14 protein-coding genes are annotated in these 20,120 nt (G+C 35.0%); 8 read left to right on the top strand and 6 right to left on the bottom strand.

What is annotated here, in order from left to right:
• Window positions 1–235: 235 nt before the first annotated feature.
• Window positions 236–4,207 carry a two-component regulator propeller domain-containing protein gene (locus BM383_RS12000; RefSeq protein WP_093025388.1) on the top strand — a complete coding sequence of 1,324 codons (3,972 nt, stop codon included), beginning with the start codon at window positions 236–238 and terminating at the stop codon, window positions 4,205–4,207.
• 19 nt (window positions 4,208–4,226) lie between these two features.
• Here the strand turns inward: BM383_RS12000 and BM383_RS11995 are convergent, their stop codons facing one another.
• The 6 genes from BM383_RS11995 to panC are packed head-to-tail and all read right to left on the bottom strand — an operon-like array spanning window position 4,227 to window position 10,114.
• The gene (locus BM383_RS11995; protein WP_093025387.1) at window positions 4,227–5,360 is read right to left on the bottom strand and encodes a peptidoglycan DD-metalloendopeptidase family protein; all 1,134 of its coding nucleotides are present in this window, start codon (window positions 5,358–5,360) and stop codon (window positions 4,227–4,229) included.
• Between the two features lie 30 nt (window positions 5,361–5,390).
• A complete protein-coding gene (radA, locus tag BM383_RS11990) occupies window positions 5,391–6,758 on the bottom strand; it encodes a DNA repair protein RadA (RefSeq protein ID WP_093025386.1) in 1,368 nt (455 codons plus the stop codon).
• On the bottom strand, window positions 6,758–7,897 hold the full coding sequence (locus BM383_RS11985; RefSeq protein ID WP_093025385.1) for an alpha/beta hydrolase: 1,140 nt from the start codon (window positions 7,895–7,897) through the stop codon (window positions 6,758–6,760). The genes radA and BM383_RS11985 overlap by 1 nt, the downstream gene beginning before the upstream one ends.
• Window positions 7,898–7,937: 40 nt before the next feature.
• Window positions 7,938–8,984 (bottom strand): lysylphosphatidylglycerol synthase transmembrane domain-containing protein, encoded by a 1,047-nt coding sequence (locus BM383_RS11980; RefSeq protein WP_093025384.1) that lies wholly within the window; start codon window positions 8,982–8,984, stop codon window positions 7,938–7,940.
• The gene (gene panD / locus BM383_RS11975) at window positions 8,902–9,252 is read right to left on the bottom strand and encodes an aspartate 1-decarboxylase (protein WP_093025383.1); all 351 of its coding nucleotides are present in this window, start codon (window positions 9,250–9,252) and stop codon (window positions 8,902–8,904) included. Before panD ends, BM383_RS11980 begins: the two co-directional genes overlap by 83 nt.
• 13 nt (window positions 9,253–9,265) lie before the next feature.
• Complete coding sequence (gene panC / locus BM383_RS11970) at window positions 9,266–10,114, bottom strand: pantoate--beta-alanine ligase (RefSeq protein ID WP_093025382.1); 849 nt, start codon at window positions 10,112–10,114, stop codon at window positions 9,266–9,268.
• Between the two features lie 106 nt (window positions 10,115–10,220).
• On the opposite strand from panC, the gene BM383_RS11965 reads away from it, so the two are divergent.
• From BM383_RS11965 to tnpA, 7 genes are all read left to right on the top strand, one after another.
• Complete coding sequence (locus BM383_RS11965) at window positions 10,221–11,039, top strand: glycogen/starch synthase (RefSeq protein WP_093025381.1); 819 nt, start codon at window positions 10,221–10,223, stop codon at window positions 11,037–11,039.
• Between the two features lie 5 nt (window positions 11,040–11,044).
• Window positions 11,045–12,742 (top strand): BamH family beta-barrel-assembly machinery protein, encoded by a 1,698-nt coding sequence (locus BM383_RS11960; protein WP_093025380.1) that lies wholly within the window; start codon window positions 11,045–11,047, stop codon window positions 12,740–12,742.
• Between the two features lie 16 nt (window positions 12,743–12,758).
• Window positions 12,759–14,606, top strand: coding sequence for a glutamine--fructose-6-phosphate transaminase (isomerizing) (gene glmS, locus BM383_RS11955; protein WP_093025379.1), 1,848 nt, complete (start codon window positions 12,759–12,761; stop codon window positions 14,604–14,606).
• A 92-nt stretch (window positions 14,607–14,698) separates the two neighbouring features.
• The gene (locus tag BM383_RS11950; RefSeq protein ID WP_093025378.1) at window positions 14,699–17,449 is read left to right on the top strand and encodes a TonB-dependent receptor; all 2,751 of its coding nucleotides are present in this window, start codon (window positions 14,699–14,701) and stop codon (window positions 17,447–17,449) included.
• A 220-nt stretch (window positions 17,450–17,669) separates the two neighbouring features.
• Entirely contained in the window at window positions 17,670–19,178 is a 1,509-nt protein-coding gene (gene atpD / locus BM383_RS11945; RefSeq protein ID WP_093025377.1) for a F0F1 ATP synthase subunit beta, read from the top strand.
• Between the two features lie 35 nt (window positions 19,179–19,213).
• Window positions 19,214–19,489 (top strand): F0F1 ATP synthase subunit delta/epsilon, encoded by a 276-nt coding sequence (locus tag BM383_RS11940; RefSeq protein WP_093025376.1) that lies wholly within the window; start codon window positions 19,214–19,216, stop codon window positions 19,487–19,489.
• A 346-nt stretch (window positions 19,490–19,835) separates the two neighbouring features.
• Window positions 19,836–20,120: IS200/IS605 family transposase (gene tnpA / locus BM383_RS11935; protein WP_245766578.1), on the top strand; the 285-nt coding region annotated here is incomplete at its 3' end.

Here is a 20,120-nt window from a genome sequence, read left to right as displayed (position 1 = left end):
TCATTGTGTCTTTTTGAAGAAACAAAAATTAGAAGACGTTAAAAAGCGTAACTATTTCGTTTTCCAAAGTAGATTATTTTTTGGGGAAGAATTTCTACGATTGTGTTTCAATCTTTGTTCAAATTGTTTCAATGTTAAAATTTTATCAAATTTCCGACTGGTTTGAAATGATTTGTGGAAAAATGACATGATTTGTATGCTTTCGAAAACGTTGCCTTAACTTACTTTGTAGTGTATGAAAAACAGTATTATATTTTCCATTATTTGTTTCTTTTCGCTCAGTTTACAGGGGCAAGACCATTCTTTTAAACACTTGCAAGTAGAGGATGGACTCTCTCAAAACTCTGTCATATCCATGCTACAAGACAGTAAAGGATTTATGTGGTTTGGTACTAAGGATGGTTTGAACAGATATGATGGTTACAACTTCAAAACATTTCAGCATATTCCAGGAGATTCCACAAGTATAGGGAGTAATTTCATTAGATGTATTCATGAATTCAATGATTTTTTGTGGGTAGGAACCGATACCGGATTGTTTAAATATGATGAACGTACAGAATCTTTTACACTGATACAGGAAACGCAGAATCAACCTATTTTAGATATAGAATGCACAACAAATGGTGATTTATGGATTATTGCTAATGGTGTGCTTTTAAAAATAACGAGCAAGGGAGGGCTGAGAAATGTGGAAAAGTATGATCAATTCTATGCTACGTTTGTTTCGCATACTTCTAACGGCGATGTTTATGTAAGTTCTGGAGATATCGTTTTTAAATATATTCCTGAGAATAATTCTTTCAAGAAAATAATCACCGCAGCTAACTTTGAAACCGAAGGAACCATCATTACCATTATGCAAACGGAAGGTGATGATACCATTTTGGTGGGAACAAAAAATAAAGGTGCGTTTACATATTCGATTTCAAGTCAAACTATGAATTCTATTCTATCACAAGATGAAAATCCGCTGTTCATTAGAGATTTCTTGATGAAAAGTGATAAAGAACTTTGGGTTGCTAGTGAATCGGGTGTATTTATAGTAAACCAGGAAGATGGAAGTTATCAAAATTTTAAAAAGAATTATGGAAATCCATATTCGCTTTCTGATAATGCAATTTATGCCTTGGTAGAAGATAAAGAAGGAGGTGTTTGGATAAGCTCATATTTTGGTGGTGTAAATTATTATCCAAAGCCATACACACCTTTTACTCGGTATTTCCCTCGAGTTGGCGAAAACTCAATAAGTGGTAATGCTGTGCGAGAAATTGAAAAAGATGTCTATGGAAATCTTTGGATAGGAACAGAGGACGCCGGTCTTAATCAATTGAATCTTAAAACGGGTGTATTCAAAAACTATTCATACGGAAAAGAACATGGAAATTTAGCTCATTACAATATTCACGGATTACTTGCCGTGGACAATGAATTATGGATAGGTACTTTTGAGCATGGTTTAGATGTTATGGATATAGCAACCGGAACTATAAAAAGGCATTATGGTACTGGAGTAGAGCAGGGAAATCTTCGTAGTAATTTCATTCTGTACATTTATCAAAGTCTTGACGGTTCCATTTTTGTGTTAACTTCTGCAGGAATTCACAAATACATAAAGGATACGGACACCTTTGAAGTGGTTTCGGGCTTTCCAGAAGTGTATCATTACACGTACTTTTTGGAGGATCACAACGGCACATTTTGGGCTGGTACATATTGGGACGGATTGTATTATTTCAATCCAAAAACAGGAGAAAAAGGTTTTTACAGGTATGAGAGCAACAATCCAAATAGCATTAGCTCTAATGTGATCAACGGAATTTTTGAAGATAGCAAAAACCGACTCTGGATTACTACCGAAAATGGACTAAACGAGTTTCTGCCTGAGCAAAATAACTTTAAAAGATATACCCGTTCAGACGGTTTACCAAGCAATGTAACCTATACCATGTTGGAAGATGCCGACCAAAATCTATGGATGAGCAGTTCCAATGGTTTGGTGGCTTTTAATCCTGAAAATAACGATGTAAAAGTGTTTACCAAGTCTAGCGGTTTGTTGAGCGATCAGTTCAATTATTGCTCGGCATTACAAACCAACGATGGTGAAATGTACTTTGGAAGTGTAAAAGGGCTTATTAGTTTTAACCCTGCTAAATTCACGCAAAACACGTTTAATCCTCCTGTGTATGTTACAGATATTTTTATTAATAACGAAGATGTTCCTGTTGGGAAATTAAACTCTCCATTGGATAAATCTATTTTATTTTCGGATGAAATTACGCTTAGTGATCATCAATCAACTTTTAAATTAGAATTTGCTTCCCTGAGTTTTACTTCTCCCGAAATGACACGGTATTGGTACAAACTAGAAGGTTTGAATGATGAATGGATTCCGCTAGGGAAAAATCACGAAGTAAATTTTACAGAACTTCCTTTTGGAACCTATACTTTTAAAGTAAAAGCCTTGAACAATTATGAGGTTTGGAGCAAAGAAAATGCGGCGCTCGCTATTACGGTACTTCCCCCATTTTATTTGAGTAAAGTTGCCTTTTTGATTTATTTTTTAAGTTTGATTCTATTGGCATATTTCGCTTTGCGAACCTATCATCGATACACTCGCAGAAAGAGTAACAGGCATATAGAACAGTTGCAAAATGAAAAGGAGAAGGAAATTTATCAAGCAAAAATTGAATTCTTTACCAATATAGCTCATGAAATTAGAACGCCTTTAACGTTGATCAAAAGTCCGTTGGAGAAATTAATGAAGCAGAAATACAAATCGCCAGAGGTTCCTAAAAATTTAGGGATTATGGAGAAGAATACATCGCGTTTATTGAATTTGGTAAACGAATTGCTAGACTTCCGAAAGGCAGAAATGAAGCATATAAAATTGAGTTTTGTAGCCATAGATGTCACCGAAATTATTCAGGAAACACATATGCGATTTAGTCAATTAATTCAAGACAAAAATTTACAGTTTATCATTGATACGCCGGAAAAGAATGTTGCAGCCTTCGCAGATGAAGAAGCCTTCAGGAAAATTTTGAGTAACCTATTTGGGAATGCCATAAAATATTCAGATAAACAAGTTTCTGTAAAGCTGAGAATGACAGATGATACCTTTAAAATAACCATTAAAAATGATGGGAAAATGATTCCTTCTGAGTTAAGGAATCGAATTTTTGAACCATTTTTCAGATTGCCTGCGGATGCTCAAAATACCGGAACGGGTATTGGTTTGTCTTTGGCCTATTCCTTAACGCAATTACACAGTGGATCTTTGCAAATAGATGAAAAGGATACAAAGATGAATGCCTTTATTTTGGAAATGCCAATTCATCAATCAGAAGAATTTAAAACTATCAATTCGGCAGAAGAAACTAATGTATTAGAGGAGAAAACTCATGCCACGTTGAACAAGCAAGCACCGCTAATTTTGGTAGCGGAAGACAATAAAGAATTGGCAGATTTTATGTTTTCAGAACTTTCCGAAAGCTACAACGTGCTCTTAGCAAAGAATGGTGATGAGGCCTGGAAATTATTAGAAAAAAATGAAGTTCAGCTGGTGGTGAGCGATGTGATGATGCCTATTAAAAACGGAATTTCATTGTGTAAAGACATTAAAAAGACAGAGAAAACAAGTCATATTCCTGTAATTCTCTTGACTGCAAAAAGTGCATTGAATGCAAAAATAGAAGGTTTAGAATCTGGTGCAGATGCTTATATTACCAAACCTTTTTCTATGGATTATCTTCTGGTTCAAATTTCAAACCTTATAGAAAATAGAAGAACAATTCTGGGACATTTTTCCAGTTCTCCACTGGCGCATCTCAAATCTTTAGCCACATCCAATACAGACAAATCATTTTTATCCAAATTGGATAAAGTGATTGAAGAAAATCTAAAGGATCAATCGCTCAATGTAGATAAACTTGCTGATTGTATGAACATGAGTAGATCCACTTTGTATAGAAGTATCAAAGAAATTTCAGATTTATCTCCCAATGAGTTGATCAATTTAAGTAGATTGAAAAAGGCTGCACATTTGATCAAAACCACCAATATGAAAATTTATGAAGTTGCCGAAATGGTGGGGTATAAATCGCAGACGAGCTTCGGAAGAAATTTTCAAAAACACTTCGGAATGACGCCTACAGAATTTGAAAAAACCAATCCATCTGCTGAGGTTTTAGAACAGGGAATTTAGCTTATTTACAAAAACAATATCAAATTTTAGAAACAAGGCTTGCATGAACGTATCCATGTAAGCCATTTTCATTTTTAAAATGAATCCAATTGTCCGAAGTTCCCAGAGGGAAAATAATATCGTTCCGTTCTAAGGAAGTAATTTTTTCAAAACTTGTTTTAGGTCCTACACGTACATTGGCTTTGGAAGATTTAATACGAAGCGAATCACTTTCATAAACCTCCGTAAATTGATGGGATATTTCTTCGGTTTTAAATACAAACGGTAATGGATCTATGGCACCACCATAACCCTTATAAATTCCAAAATGCAAGTGTGGAGGAGTGTATTTTGCATTTCCTGTATTTCCCACAAACCCAAGTGTATCGCCTATATAAACACGTTGCCCTGAGGTAGCTAAAATGCTATCTAAATGGGCGTAGTAAAGGGATTTTCCAAAAAGGCCGTCTCTTAACCAAACTTGTTTTCCGCCTAAACCACGATTTCCGGTGCTGCTCACTCTTCCATCAACGGCAGCCACTACAGGAGTTCCGCGTTTTGCAAAAATATCTATTCCTTCATGTTTTCGTTTACCACCATCTCTCGCATTTCCCCAAAAGCTTTGAATAGCCTTGTTGCCTTTCCCTGCTACTGGAAAACCATACTGCGGTTTGGTGTTCAAGATCAATGAAAAATGATTGTCATTTGCTAATTCAGGTTGAATAATTACCTTGAAATTACCCGATGTTTCAGGCGTAAATTCAAGTTTCTTTTCTGTAGGTTGATTACTTGTGACTTCTTTAAATATAGAATCTTGTTGCTGAAAAACACTAATGAAAACAGATTTTGGTAGCGTGTCTTGCGCTACAGATATGATGATAGCACTACCTTCTTTTACCTCAAAATTGTAACTGTAGGTGTGGAAGCTGTTTTTTCTGAATTTCCCATTTTCAGTGTATGGAAGGTTTATTTCTAAACTATCTTGTTGGGCAGAAGCATAAGCGTTTTTCCATTGGGAGAACACCTGTAAGCTATCTTTCAATGTTCGTTCATAGACTTCTCTCGCAGAAGGATTGGTAACTATGTCGGTAACTTTGGTGATTTTTGAACAGCCAATACAACAACTGATAAGAATTATCGATATGATAAATTTTGGTAACAACTTCTTTTTCATGCTTATAAGTAAGCATTTTCTGTGCCAAATCTATCCAAATAAAAAGCTAACAACTTCTTCAATTTTGTTAACCTTTTTGATTTCTATTTGATAATTTCCTTCTGGGATTTTATTTTGTCCAGAAATAATGATGGTAGTAAAACCTAATTTTTCGGCTTCCACAATTCGTTGTTCAACGCGCGTTACAGGACGAATTTCACCTGCAAGGCCCACTTCTGCTGCAAAGCAAACTCTTCGGTCAATGGCAATATCTTCATTTGAAGAAAGAATAGCGCCCACAACCGCCAAATCAATAGCAGGATCATCTACAGAAATTCCTCCGGTAATATTTAAGAATACATCTTTTGCGCCTAAACGAAAACCGGCACGTTTTTCTAAAACTGCCAAAAGCATATTCAATCTCTTTGCATTGAAACCTGTTGTGCTTCGTTGTGGAGTTCCGTAAACCGCGGTACTCACCAATGCTTGAATTTCTATCATTAACGGTCGTAAACCTTCTACAGTTGCAGAAATGGCAGTTCCGCTTAAGTATTCATCATTTTTTGAAATTAATATTTCTGATGGATTACTCACCTCGCGTAAACCTGCACCTTGCATTTCGTAAATACCCAATTCGTTGGTAGAACCAAATCGGTTTTTATGAGACCTTAAAATACGATATACATGATTTCTGTCGCCTTCAAACTGAAGAACGGTGTCAACCATGTGTTCTAAAATTTTTGGTCCGGCAATGTTACCATCTTTAGTAATATGACCAATAAGCAACACAGGTGTGTGTGTTTCCTTTGCGAATTTTATGAGTTCGGTAGTGCATTCTTTGATTTGAGAAATACTTCCGGCAGAAGATTCAATATAATCTGAATGCAATGTTTGAATAGAGTCGATAACCAAAACATCAGGTTCTAATGCTTCGATCTGCTTGAATATATGTTGCGTTTTGGTTTCGGTAAGAATAAAACAGTCATTAGGACTTGTTTGTAATCTATCAGCGCGCATTTTTATTTGACGCTGACTTTCTTCTCCAGAAACATAGAGTGTTTTAAAAGGCAGGTTAAGCGCAATTTGCAATAGCAATGTACTTTTACCAATACCAGGTTCTCCACCAAGAAGAATCACTGCACCTGGAACCAAACCGCCTCCAAGAACCCTGTTAAATTCTATATTATTGGTAGACATACGAAATTCATTTTCACTTTGAATTTCATGTATGGAAACTGGTTTTGGGGCTCGTTTTTTAGAGCCGTTTTCAGTAGTAGTTTTCCAGGAGTTTTTTTCTTCTTTCTGAATTACTTCTTCTGCAATGGTATTCCATTGCTTACACGAAGAGCATTGCCCTTGCCACTTCGCGTATTGAGCACCACAATTTTGACAATAAAAGGATGTTTTAACTTTTGCCATTAATAACCAAAGTCGTTTTTAATGGCTTGCATCTTTTCGTAAGCCAAATCTTTTGTCATGAAATCTATTTCTTCTTTTGCAAATGCCTCCTGAAAGTGTTTTACGGCTTTCTTCGGGTTGCCTATTTGCTCATAATATTCACCCATAAGATAATCATACATCATAGTAGCCGGATAATCTTGTTCTGCAAGCTCGGCAAGGTTTCTAAGAGATTCTGCATCTTCTTTCTTTTTACAGGCTGCATAAATGGCCATGTAATCATTAATTAATATCTCTTTTTTGAAACCAAAAAGATCTTCAATGGTGTTGTACTTGTCATTCAAATAATTGATAACAGGCTCTTCCATGGTAAGAATTTTTTCCTTGTATTCTGCTGGTGTGATTGGTTTGAATATACCGAAGATCTTATTTAAAGCATTTGGTATTGCATAAACTGCGGTAGAATTGTGGTTGGCACTCTCAAAATCATCGTAGTAATAATACAACTGATTGTTTTTTACTTGTTTTAACATGGTGTTGAGGTTGCCTATTTTGGTTCTATTTTTCTTCTCGTCGTTTTCTGCCGTTGCCAAGTAATAGAATTTTTTCTCTTTGAATTGTCCTAATCGCGAAGCAATACGTTCTTCCATTTGAGGGGCGAAAGTTGGGCTTAGATTTATGTAGGCATTAAACAAAGGAGCATCTTTAAACAAATAATAGTTTATAAAATTTGCTGTGGTTCCATGGCCTACGGCTACTCTAAAATTTGCTATGGTGTATTGACTTTCAATGTATGGAATAAGCTCTAAACCTACAAAATCAAAAAAATCATTTCCTTTATTATCCGGTAAACCTGTTTCTCCGCTGTACTCGCAATCTTCATAACGGATGCCTTTTTGATTCACTCCAACTATAATGGCTTCTGGCATTTCTAACCAGTAACTGTAGTAATTAATATTGGCAACTAAGGGTTCAAAAAGATAATCAGCATCAAAAACAATAATAAGTGGATATACTTTTTCTTCTGTATAATTTACAGGTTTGTAGATCTTGAGAGTTCTCTTCTCTTTTAAGATTCCTGATTCAACTTCTTCTACAGAAAATTGTGCTTGGGCTGAAAAAAATGCACAAAAAAGTAACAATGATAAAAGTTTTTTCATACTTGGAAAGCTTTTGGTGTAAAACACGCAATTTAATCAATTATTTATTTCTGTTGTAGATTGGCAATAAAATAAGTGATAGCGCTCCAAAGAAAACCATCATCACAAATTGAGCTATCCAAACAATCCATCCGAAAGCCGTGCCAAGGGTTAATGGAATACTGAAGAGAGCTAATATTTTTGAGATGAAAAAAGGGTATGAGCCAAAACCACCGTTTGTAAAAGCAATGGTAAAACTTCCAACAATAAATGCTGAAATTACAGTGCCGGCAGCCATATTGCTAGTTTCGGGTAGCGCATAAATATTTATGTAAAACATGGCTACATACATCACCCAGATAAATAGAGTGTGAAAAATGAAACCCCATTTATTTTTCATTTTGATAATGGAAAGAATTCCATCGAAAATTCCGGTGACAAATCCTCTTATTTTGTTGCTTAAAACATTATTGGTTTTGTAAACAAACCATAAAAATGCTAAGCCTAATAGGATTAAGATAAAGAGTAAAATGAGAATGTTTTTAATGGGAACTATACTTAGAACAAAATCTTTCAGTACATCTAATTGAATAAAAAATGCACTTGCAACAATAATTAAAAGGATAAGCATATCAGCCACGCGTTCACCAATAATGGTTCCCAGAGCTTTATCATAAGGGACATCTTCATATTTGTTGATGATCAATGCTCTTGAAAATTCACCCGAACGCGGAATTACCAAGTTCATAATGTATCCTACAAAAACAGCCATAGTATTATTGGCTATTTTGGGCTTGTAACCTAGTGGTTTCAGCATATAATTCCAGCGGTAAGCTCTTGAAAGATGACTTAAAAAACCACAAAGCACAGAAATAAGAACAAAGCGGTAATTTGCATTTGAGAAGTAATGCTGAATTTCTCTGAGTTGTTCTTCTGAAAATTTATTGTAAGAATACCATATTAAAAAAACTCCCAGCAAAAGTGGGAGTGAAATACTTAATGTTTTTTTAATATTGATTTTCAAACTACGTAAGCAGATTGTTCTCTTCGTTAGGGAAAACGAGTGACGGTTTAAAAGTTTTGGCTTCTTCAAAATCCATAATAGCATAGGCTATAAGAATAAGAATATCACCCTTTGCAACTTTTCTTGCGGCAGCACCATTTAAAGTGATTTCACCACTTCCTCTTGGTCCTGGAATTACATACGTTTCTAGGCGTTCACCATTGTTGTTATTTACAATTTGAACTTTTTCTCCTTGAATTATATTTGCTGCTTCCATTAAATCTTCATCAATAGTAATACTACCAATGTAATTAAGATCTGCTCCGGTAACCTTTACTCTGTGAATTTTCGATTTTACTACATGTACTTGCATGACACAAAGGTAATTAATTTAAAGCGATGTTATCAATTAGTCTTACACCATCAGTGTAAACGGCGATAAATGCGCGATATTTTTGTTCTTTCGTTTTTTCAATTGCAGGTTTTAGCGTGTGTTCATCTGCAATTTCTACATATTCTAATTCAAAATCATGATTTTCTGCAAACTGATTGGTAACCCAATCTTTTGTTGCAGTGATAGATTCTTGACCAAAAACTTCTTTACTTTTCATTAAGGTTTTAAAAATGAATGCAGCGTTTTGTCGCATTTCTTTTGATAACCTTTCATTTCTAGAACTCATAGCCAAACCATTTGCTTCTCGAAGAATAGGACAGCCAATTACATTTACAGGTAGTTGTGTTTTAGCTACCATTTTCTTTATGATCTGTAATTGCTGAAAATCTTTCTCACCAAAGTATGCATTGGTTGGTTTTACAATTTCAAACAGTTTTTTTACAATAGTCCCAACTCCATCAAAATGCCCGGCTCTGTGCTTGCCTTCCATTTCAAATTCTAATCCGTCAAAGTCAAAGTTTGTTGCAGCAACATTGCTATCATACACATCATTTGCATCTGGAGCATAAACAATTACCTTATCATTAAAAGCATTAATTTTTTCTAAATCAGCTTCCAAAGTTCTTGGGTATTTGTCAAGATCATCGGCATTATTGAATTGTGTTGGATTCACAAAAATGCTCACTACCACCAAATCATTTTCGGATACTGCTTTGTGAATTAAGGAAATATGACCTTCATGTAAGGCTCCCATAGTGGGTACCAAGCCTGTTTTTAATTGGTCTTGATGTTGATCAGAAAGGAAATTTTGCAATTTTTCTTTCTCTCTATATAGGCTCATTGTTCTCGTTTTAAGCGGTGCAAAATTATATATTTTAGGACAAATACACATAATTTTTGTAATTTTGCATGTTTAAAAGCTAGTCTTTAACTAAAGCAAAGATTTTATGACTGATAAGAAAGTGTTGTTTGTATCCTCTGAAGTGATGCCTTACCTACCTGAAAATGAAACATCGTTGATGTCTTTTGAAGCACCTAGAATGGTGAATGATAGAGGTGGGCAAATTAGAATATTTATGCCAAGATATGGCAATATTAATGAAAGAAGACACCAACTACACGAAGTAATACGCTTATCCGGTATGAATTTGGTGGTGAATGATATGGATATGCCGTTGATTATTAAGGTTGCTTCTATTCCAAAAGAACGTATTCAGGTTTATTTTATAGATAACGAAGAGTATTTTAAGCGTAAAGCTACTTTCAATGATAAAGAAGGAAATTTGTTTCCTGATAACGATGAAAGAGCTATCTTCTTTGCAAAAGGAGTTGTAGAAACTGTTAAAAAATTGAACTGGTCGCCAGATATTATCCATGTACATGGTTGGATGGCATCTTTACTTCCATTATATCTTAAAAAATACTATGAAGATGAACCATTGTTCTCAGAAAGTAAAATTGTTACTTCTGTGTACAACAAAGGGTTTGAAGGTACGTTAGATACTAAGATGATGGATAAAGTGTTGTTTGATGGTTTTGAGAAAGAAAAAGTAGCTGCTTTAGAAACTCCAGATTATACAAATCTAATGAAGGTTGCTACGGCAAATTCAGACGGTGTTATTGTGGCATCTGAAAATATTCCGGAAGAACTTCAAAAACATATTTCATCTTTAGACGTTCCTACGTTACCATTTGTTCCTATTTATGAATTTGAGGAAGCCTATATGGAATTCTATAATAAGGAAATATTGAAATTAACTTCATAGTTTATATGTTTAAAAACTCAAAAAGATTTTTTTTCACCATTGCAGCGGGGGTTATGGTGATAATGATGGCAACATCGTGTGAAAAAGAATTTAGCAATCTAGACTTGGCGGGGGTAACCCCAAATTTTGAAGCAGAACGTGCATTTTACCCGGTACATGCGAGGAATGTAAAATTAAATGCTGTTCAAACAAACGGTTTAGATGTTTATCAATTAGGGAAATATAACAATCCGATTTTTGGGGAAGAAGAATCGTATATTGTTTCTCAGGTGCAATTAGGTACGGTTTCTCCAACTTTTGGTACGTATAGTCAAGCTGTGGAAATGGCAGATGACACACTTTCTTCAACCATTGATGAGCATGAAACCATTACGCGTGTATATTTAGATATCCCATATTTTAGTTCTACTGCAACAGACGATGATGGTGCTGCAATTTTAGATGATGATGACGTAGCTACATATACCTTGGATTCTATTTATGGAAACCAAGAGCAAGAATTTACATTAAGAGTAGATGAGCTTACATATTATTTAGGAGACTACGATCCTGATAGTAATTTTACTGAAGGAGCCAAATATTTCTCATCATCTTCGGATCTTGATTTTCAGAATTATTTAGGAGAAAACTTGGTGAATGATACTGATTTTCAAATTAGTAGTGAAACTATCAAGATTATGCAAGTGGATGATGAAACTACAGAAGAGGATGAATCTGAAGAAATAGATGAAGTGTTAGAACCTAGACTTCGATTAGACTTTCCAATTGGTGATGATGTTACTTCTAATTTTTTCCAAACGAAAATTTTAGATATGGAGGATGCTACTGCTTTGGAAAACAATAATAATTTTAAAGAATACTTTAGAGGAATTGTAATCAGTACCTCAAATATCAGCGATAATTTGTTAATGTTATTAAGCTTATCGGAAGCAAAAATAGTTATTGAATATGAATACCGTAGATATGATGCTGATGAAGAAGAAGGGTATTCAATTGAAGAATCTTCATTTGAGCTATCATTGGCAGGAAACATCATTCAAAGAACCAATTCTTCGAACTTTCCGTCTTTTGATACATCTACAGATCCGGAAGCTTTATATGTTAAAGGAGGTCAGGGAAGTATGGTTGAGTTGAGTATGTTTGATAATAATTTTGATTTAGATCAAGATGATATCACTACTCCGGAAGCAGTATCAATGATGCAATCAGAAAATTGGTTAATTAATGAGGCAAACTTAACGTTCTCAATTAATCATGATTTATTAGATCAAAATGGGGATGTTGTAGAGCCATCAAGACTGTATTTGTTTAGTTTAGATGACGATTCGGCTCCTGTGATAGATTATGCTTTTGATGGTACAACAAATGAGTCTAATCCTTATTTCTCAAAATATGTATACGGCGGTATTGTAGAAAAGGATGATGATGGAAATAGCGAACGCTATAAAATAAGACTAACAGAACATTTGAATACGTTGGTTCAAAGTGATTCTACAAATGTGCGATTAGGAATTGTAGTTACTTCCAATGTAAATACAACTACGGTTTTAACAGCAAAAACGTCTACTGAGGATGATAAGTTAATTCCTTCAGCATCGGTTACTAATCCTTTTGGTACTATACTTTACGGAACTAGTGAAACGGTTCCTGAAGATAAAAGATTACGCCTAGAGGTGTATTACACAAATCCTATAAACAACTAGTTATTTTTTTGAATTTATGTGTGGAATAGTTGGTTACATTGGTCATAGAGAAGCCTATCCTATTATAATAAAAGGATTAGAAAGACTTGAGTATAGAGGTTATGACAGTGCCGGAGTGGCAATATTTGATGGCGAAGAAACTCAGTTATGTAAGACCAAGGGTAAAGTTTCAGAGTTAAAGCGAAAAGTTGAAGAAACTATTAATGCCAAAGGAACTTTGGGAATAGGCCATACACGTTGGGCTACTCATGGTGTTCCAAACGATGTTAATTCACATCCACATTTTTCAAATTCCGGAGATTTGGTAATCATCCATAATGGAATTATTGAGAATTATGCTTCTATCAAAAAAGAATTGATTAAGAGAGGATATACTTTCTATTCTGATACCGATACAGAAGTGTTGGTAAATTTGATTGAAGAAATTCAAAAAATAGAAGGGGTAAAACTAGGAAAGGCAGTTCAAGTTGCTTTAAATGAAGTTGTTGGGGCATATGCTATTGCCGTTTTTGATAAAAAGAAACCAGACGAACTTGTTGTTGCAAAACTAGGAAGTCCATTGGCAATAGGTGTTGGTGAAAGCGAATATTTTGTTGCTTCAGATGCTTCTCCTTTTATAGAGTATACCAGCAATGCCATTTATCTAGAGGATGAAGAAATGGCTGTAATTCGTCTTGGAAGAGATGTAAAAGTTAGAAAAATCAAAGGTGATGCCTTAGTTGATTTTAATACACAAGAATTAAAATTAAACCTTGAGCAAATTGAAAAAAATGGTTACGATCATTTTATGCTTAAGGAAATATATGAGCAGCCTAGTGCTATTCTCGATACTTTTAGAGGAAGATTACTTTCCAATGAAGGAATCATAAAAATGTCTGGAGTAGAAGATAATCTTCAGAAATTTTTGAATGCTAAAAGAATTATCATTGTTGCATGTGGTACTTCGTGGCATGCTGGTTTGGTTGCAGAATATCTATTTGAAGATCTTGCCAGAATTCCTGTCGAAGTAGAATATGCATCTGAATTTAGATATAGAAACCCTGTAATCAGTAGTGAAGATGTTGTCATTGCCATTTCGCAATCTGGAGAAACTGCAGATACACTTGCTGCTATCAAATTGGCAAAATCCTTCGGAGCTTTTGTTTTTGGTGTTTGTAATGTAGTAGGTTCTTCTATTGCTAGAGAAACCGATGCGGGAGCTTATACGCATGCAGGTCCTGAAATTGGAGTTGCGTCTACAAAAGCATTTACAACTCAAATTACAGTGCTTACTTTAATGGCTTTGCGTTTAGCGAATGCCAAAGGAACCATGTCTACAAGTGAGTATAAGAAATTCTTATTTGACTTAGAATCTATTCCAAATAGAGTAGAAGAGGTTTTAAAAAGTGATAGTATTGTAACAGAGATTTCAGAAAAATATAAAGGGGTTTCCAATTGTTTGTACTTAGGAAGAAACTACAACTTCCCGGTTGCTTTAGAAGGAGCTCTTAAATTAAAAGAGATATCCTATATTCATGCAGAAGGATATCCTGCTGCAGAAATGAAGCATGGTCCTATTGCTTTGATTGATGAAAACATGCCTGTTGTGGTTATTGCGACCAAAAAGGGGCATTATGATAAAATTGTAAGTAATATTCAGGAGATCAAGTCTAGAAACGGTAGAATTATCGCAATTGTGACCAAAGGTGATACTACTATCAAAGAAATGGCTGATTATGTAGTTGAAGTTCCTGAAACTTCCGAGTCACTTACACCATTAATTACAACCATTCCATTGCAGTTATTGTCATATCATATAGCCGTTATGAGAGGGTGTAATGTAGATCAACCTAGAAATTTAGCTAAATCGGTTACTGTGGAATAATTTGTTGAGTTATTGTAAATTTTAAGGTAGTTTTATTGTTGAATTGAAAAAAAACGTATATTGCTACCGAAAATTTAATAATATCCCAAAACATGAAACAGTTAGTATGTGTAATTGCATTATTATGCACTGCTATCTCTTTTTCCCAAACTAAGGTGACGGGTACTATTGTAGATAGTGATAATGAACCAATTCCTTCAGCGAATGTTGTACTCGAAGGAACGTCTGAAGGAGTAGTAGCCGATTTTGATGGTAATTTTATTTTCGAAACGGAGAAAAATCCTCCTTTTAATTTAGTATTTTCTAGTATTGGATTTACTGCTCAAGTGGTAGAAATTTCTACTAACAATCAAAAAGTTACTGTTAGTCTTGAAGAAGAGCACACTCAGTTAGATGAAATAGTGCTTTCTGCTTCTAGAACACCAGAGCGTGTTTTTGAGTCGCCTGTATCTGTTGAGAGAATGGGGATTCAACAAATTAAAGCTACTCCATCTGCTTCTTTTTATGATGGTTTAGAAAATATGAAAGGTGTAGATCTCAACACCAACTCATTAACGTTTAAATCTGTTAATACCAGAGGTTTTGCCACTTTTGCTAACACGCGTTTCGTGCAGTTGGTAGACGGGATGGATAATGCTTCACCTGCTTTGAATTTCGTTTTAGGAAATTTATTGGGTATGAATGAATTAGACGTGGCAAGCGTAGAATTACTTCCTGGAGCGTCTTCTGCTCTGTACGGGGCTAATGCTTTTAACGGTATTTTATTCATGCGTTCAAAAAGTCCGTTTGAGCATGAGGGAATTAGTGCTTATGTAAAAGGAGGAGTTACGTCTCAAAAAGCCGCTGGTACCAATGAATACTACGATTTAGGATTGCGTTTGGCAAAAAAGTTTAGTGATAAATTTGCTGTAAAAGGTTCTGTTTCTTATTTGAGCGGAACGGATTGGTATGCTACCAACTACACAGATGTTAATAATCCTTCGTATGACAGATCTAATCCTGCTTTTAATGGATTAAATATTTATGGGGATGAAGTAGCTACTACACTTAATTTTGATGAATTGGCTGGATTACCAACAGGAACCATTGGTTCTGACGTGGTTTCTAGAACGGGTTATAACGAAGTAGATTTAATGAATTACAATGCTCAAAGTTTCAAAGGAGATGTAGCGGTTCATTACAAGCCGTTTGCAGATGATTTTGAAATTATTGGAGTGTATAAGATAGGAAGTGGAAACACAATTTATCAAGGATCTAACCGATATTCATTGAACGACTTTTTAATGCAACAATTTAAGCTAGAGGTAAGAAATGATAATTTCTTTGTTCGTGGATATATGACTACTGAGAATGCTGGAGATTCTTATGATACGCGTTTTGCTGCCATCAATGTGAATAGATATTGGAAGTCAGATCAAAATTGGTTTGAACAATATGCGCAGACTTACATTGGAGCAAGATTAGGAATGGGAACAGGAAATCCTTTGGATTACCAAACGGCGCATAATTTGGCAAGACAGGCAGCTGATCAAGGAAGATTACTACCGGGTACAGAAGCTTATAATACTGCGTTTAATCAGGTGATCAACGATCCAAATTTAGCCACAGGTGCAAAATTTCAAGATCAAACCAAAATGCATCATGTGGATGCAAACTATAATTTTTCTCACTTAACAGAGAAGTTTGCAGAAATTCAAATTGGTGGGTCTTTTAGAGAGTACAATTTGAACTCTAACGGAACTATCTTTACAGATTATGACGGACCAATTTCATATTCCGAATTTGGAGCATACACGCAAATTCAGAAAAAATTAGCGGATGAAAGATTAAAGATCACAGCCTCTGGACGTTTTGATAAATCTCAGTTATTTGATGGTTTCTTCTCACCAAGATTATCTCTTGGGTATACTATTGGAGAATCAAGAAATCATAATATAAGAGCTTCCATGCAAACAGGTTTCCGTAATCCAACTACACAAGATTTGTACATTGGTTTAGATGCTGGAGCTGCAATATTAGTAGGTTCTTCACCAGATAATTTAGATAGATACAATGTAACCCGTACATTAAGTACAAGTGGTCAATCTACAACTGGGCAAACAGAAGCTACAGTTTATGGTAGAGATGCTTATGAAAATGCGTTTTCTCTGCGTTCTGTAAATCAAGGAATGCCAACTGCCGCAGATGTAGAGTTGGTAAAACCAGAGCAGGTAACGGCAGTTGAACTTGGTTATAGAGGTAAAATAAAAGATATAGTCTTAGATGTTAGTGGATATTTCAATAGATATAAAGACTTTATTTCTACTGAAAATGTTTTGGTTCCCTTATATGGTCAAGTTGGTGATAATTCGCTATCGTTATTGGCACTTCAGAATGGAGATTATCAAGTTTTTCAAGCTTATACAAACTCTGCGGTAAACATTAATTCGTATGGTGTAAATGCAGGTTTAGAAACGAAAATTTTCAAAAATTACGATTTAGGTGTTAATTATACCTATTCAGGATTTGATTTTGATGAATCTGAAGATCCAGATTTTAGACCAAGTTTCAATACTCCAAAGCATAAAGTAAAAGCTAGTTTTGGAAATGAAAAGCTATTTGATAATGTAGGTTTCAATGTTAGTTGGCGTTGGAGCGATGCTTATTTTTGGCAAGCATCTTTCGCAGATGGTAATGTTCCTGCATATCATGTAGTGGATGCACAGGTTAATTATGGAGTAGATTTCTTAAACTCTACGTTTAAACTAGGAGCTACAAATATTGGTGGACATGAGTATTTTCAAGCTATTGGTACCGGGTATATAGGTTCTATGTATTATCTTTCTTGGACTATTCAGCCATAAATATTAACACATACAAATACAAAAGCCTTGTTTCATATGAAGCAAGGCTTTTTCTTTAATAGGCTTTACATGAGTAACTTACTGAGAAAATTATCTTTGTTAAGAAAAATATAAAAACTAAGCAAAAAAATCTCCTAAGCAGTTTATTCTTAAAGTTTAAAAACATATCTTTGCGGACTGAAAAAGCACAGTTTTTATTAAACTATAACAATCAAAAGTAATGTCAAAAGTTACAGGTAAAGTTGCACAAGTTATTGGTCCGGTTGTAGACGTAATATTCGAAACCGAGGCTGCTCTTCCAAAAATTTATGATTCTTTGGAGATTGATAATGCAGATGGTTCTAAATTAGTTTTAGAGGTTCAATCTCATATTGGTGAAGATACAGTAAGAACGATTTCTATGGATTCTACTGACGGATTAAGTAGAGGAACAGAAGTTGTTGCTACAGGAAATCCTATTCAAATGCCAATCGGTTCCGATGTATATGGTCGTCTATTCAATGTAATGGGTGATGCTATCGATGGTTTAGGAAATCTTCCAAAATCTGGAAAAGATGGATTACCAATCCACAGAGAAGCTCCAAAATTTGACGAATTGTCAACTTCTACCGAAGTTTTATTTACAGGTATTAAAGTAATTGACCTTATTGAGCCTTATGCAAAAGGAGGGAAAATTGGTCTTTTCGGTGGTGCTGGTGTAGGTAAAACTGTATTGATTCAGGAATTAATTAACAACATCGCTAAAGGTCACGGTGGTTTATCTGTATTTGCAGGTGTAGGTGAAAGAACTCGTGAAGGAAATGACCTTTTAAGAGAGATGTTAGAATCTGGAATTATCAAGTACGGAGATGATTTCATACACTCTATGGAAGAAGGTGGATGGGATTTATCTAAAGTAAATAAAGAACAAATGAAAGAATCTAAAGCTACGTTCGTATTCGGACAGATGAACGAACCTCCTGGGGCTCGTGCTCGTGTAGCTTTATCAGGTTTAACTATTGCTGAATATTTCCGTGACGGTGCAGGTGATTCTCAAGGAAAAGACGTTCTTTTCTTCGTAGATAACATCTTCCGTTTTACACAGGCTGGTTCAGAGGTGTCTGCACTTCTTGGCCGTATGCCTTCTGCGGTAGGTTACCAACCAACGTTAGCAACAGAAATGGGTGCTATGCAAGAGCGTATTACTTCAACAAAAAGAGGTTCTATTACTTCTGTACAGGCGGTTTACGTTCCTGCGGATGACTTAACGGATCCAGCTCCTGCAACTACCTTTGCTCACTTAGATGCAACTACAGTATTGTCTCGTAAAATTGCTGAGCTTGGTATTTATCCTGCGGTTGATCCGTTAGATTCTACTTCAAGAATTTTAACAGCAGATATCTTAGGTAAAGAGCACTATGCTTGTGCACAAAATGTAAAAGAGATTCTTCAACGTTATAAAGAACTTCAAGATATTATTGCAATTCTTGGTATGGAAGAGCTTTCAGAAGAAGATAAATTGGTTGTATCTCGCGCTCGTCGTGTACAACGTTTCTTGTCTCAGCCTTTCCACGTAGCAGAGCAATTTACAGGTATTCCTGGAGTATTAGTAGATATCAAAGATACTATCAAAGGTTTCAACATGATTATGGATGGTGAATTAGATCACTTACCAGAAGCTGCTTTCAACCTTAAAGGTACTATTGAAGAAGCTATTGAAGCTGGAGAAAAAATGTTATCTGAAGCTTAATAAGCAGTATTTAGCTGTTTTAAAAAAATAGAACTATGATTTTAGAAATTGTTACACCAGAAGCTACTTTGTTCAACGGAAACGTAGAATCTGTTGCTGTTCCGGGTGTTAACGGAGAGTTCCAGATTTTAGAAAATCACGCTCCTATTGTTTCTTTATTGGGAGAAGGTACTATTAAGATAAAAGGAAATGTAACTATTAAAGAGGAGTTTAAAGCTAAATTCACAAAAGCTGATGGCGCTACAATTTTACCTATTAATAGTGGAACTATAGAAATGAATGATAATAAAGTAATTATTTTGGCTGACTAATAAAGCCTTTGTATTACTAACATATAAAAAGCCTCAACTGAAAAGTTGAGGCTTTTTTTTGCTCTTTATGTAGTGCTAAATATTAGTGAGTTGATTGATAATGACCGATGTCAATTCTGTTTGTTGTTTACTTATTGTTGGTGTTGATTTGGGTGATTAAAATTATTTCTATGTAAGGTTTCATTATGCTAACTGTTTAATAGGTTGATTTATTTTGTCTTTTGTCAGAAAGGAAAGTCAATAAAAAACCCTTCGATAAATTATTATCGAAGGGTTTTTATATTTATTCTAGGCGGGTAAATACCCCGAGGCTTGCCTCGCGTGAAAAAAATAGTAATCTTTGAGCGTGAGCTCAAGTAGACATTTTCATAAAAGTCATAATGTGTCTTTGTTATTATACCATTTGGTATGTTCAACGAAGTATCGTCGATTGGTATTGAGTCCAAAAGTTGATCGAATATTAAAAAGAACTTGTATCGAAATTGAGGATAGATATGAAATTCACTTTTTGGAAATAGGTTCAGACAAGAATCACGTTCATTTTCTGTTACAGAGTGTTCCAACCTACAGTCCAACAAAGATTGCCAGAACAATTAAAAGTATCACTGCCCGTGAAATTTTCTCTCAAGCT

Source organism: Pustulibacterium marinum, from assembly GCF_900116665.1.
Classification (GTDB): Bacteria; Bacteroidota; Bacteroidia; order Flavobacteriales; family Flavobacteriaceae; genus Pustulibacterium; species Pustulibacterium marinum.
The sequence above is the reverse complement of the archived record's forward strand: the minus strand, read 5'-3'. Positions and strand labels throughout refer to the sequence as shown.

Excerpts from the sequence above, each read along its gene's own strand:
- BM383_RS12000 (WP_093025388.1), top strand. The coding sequence starts at position 236 with ATGAAAAACAGTATTATATTTTCCATTATTTGTTTCTTTTCGCTCAGT.
- BM383_RS11995 (WP_093025387.1), bottom strand. The coding sequence starts at position 5,360 with ATGAAAAAGAAGTTGTTACCAAAATTTATCATATCGATAATTCTTATC.
- radA (WP_093025386.1), bottom strand. The coding sequence starts at position 6,758 with ATGGCAAAAGTTAAAACATCCTTTTATTGTCAAAATTGTGGTGCTCAA.
- BM383_RS11985 (WP_093025385.1), bottom strand. The coding sequence starts at position 7,897 with ATGAAAAAACTTTTATCATTGTTACTTTTTTGTGCATTTTTTTCAGCC.
- BM383_RS11980 (WP_093025384.1), bottom strand. The coding sequence starts at position 8,984 with ATGCTATTATGGATTTTGAAGAAGCCAAAACTTTTAAACCGTCACTCG.
- panD (WP_093025383.1), bottom strand. The coding sequence starts at position 9,252 with ATGCAAGTACATGTAGTAAAATCGAAAATTCACAGAGTAAAGGTTACC.
- panC (WP_093025382.1), bottom strand. The coding sequence starts at position 10,114 with ATGAGCCTATATAGAGAGAAAGAAAAATTGCAAAATTTCCTTTCTGAT.
- BM383_RS11965 (WP_093025381.1), top strand. The coding sequence starts at position 10,221 with ATGACTGATAAGAAAGTGTTGTTTGTATCCTCTGAAGTGATGCCTTAC.
- BM383_RS11960 (WP_093025380.1), top strand. The coding sequence starts at position 11,045 with ATGTTTAAAAACTCAAAAAGATTTTTTTTCACCATTGCAGCGGGGGTT.
- glmS (WP_093025379.1), top strand. The coding sequence starts at position 12,759 with ATGTGTGGAATAGTTGGTTACATTGGTCATAGAGAAGCCTATCCTATT.
- BM383_RS11950 (WP_093025378.1), top strand. The coding sequence starts at position 14,699 with ATGAAACAGTTAGTATGTGTAATTGCATTATTATGCACTGCTATCTCT.
- atpD (WP_093025377.1), top strand. The coding sequence starts at position 17,670 with ATGTCAAAAGTTACAGGTAAAGTTGCACAAGTTATTGGTCCGGTTGTA.
- BM383_RS11940 (WP_093025376.1), top strand. The coding sequence starts at position 19,214 with ATGATTTTAGAAATTGTTACACCAGAAGCTACTTTGTTCAACGGAAAC.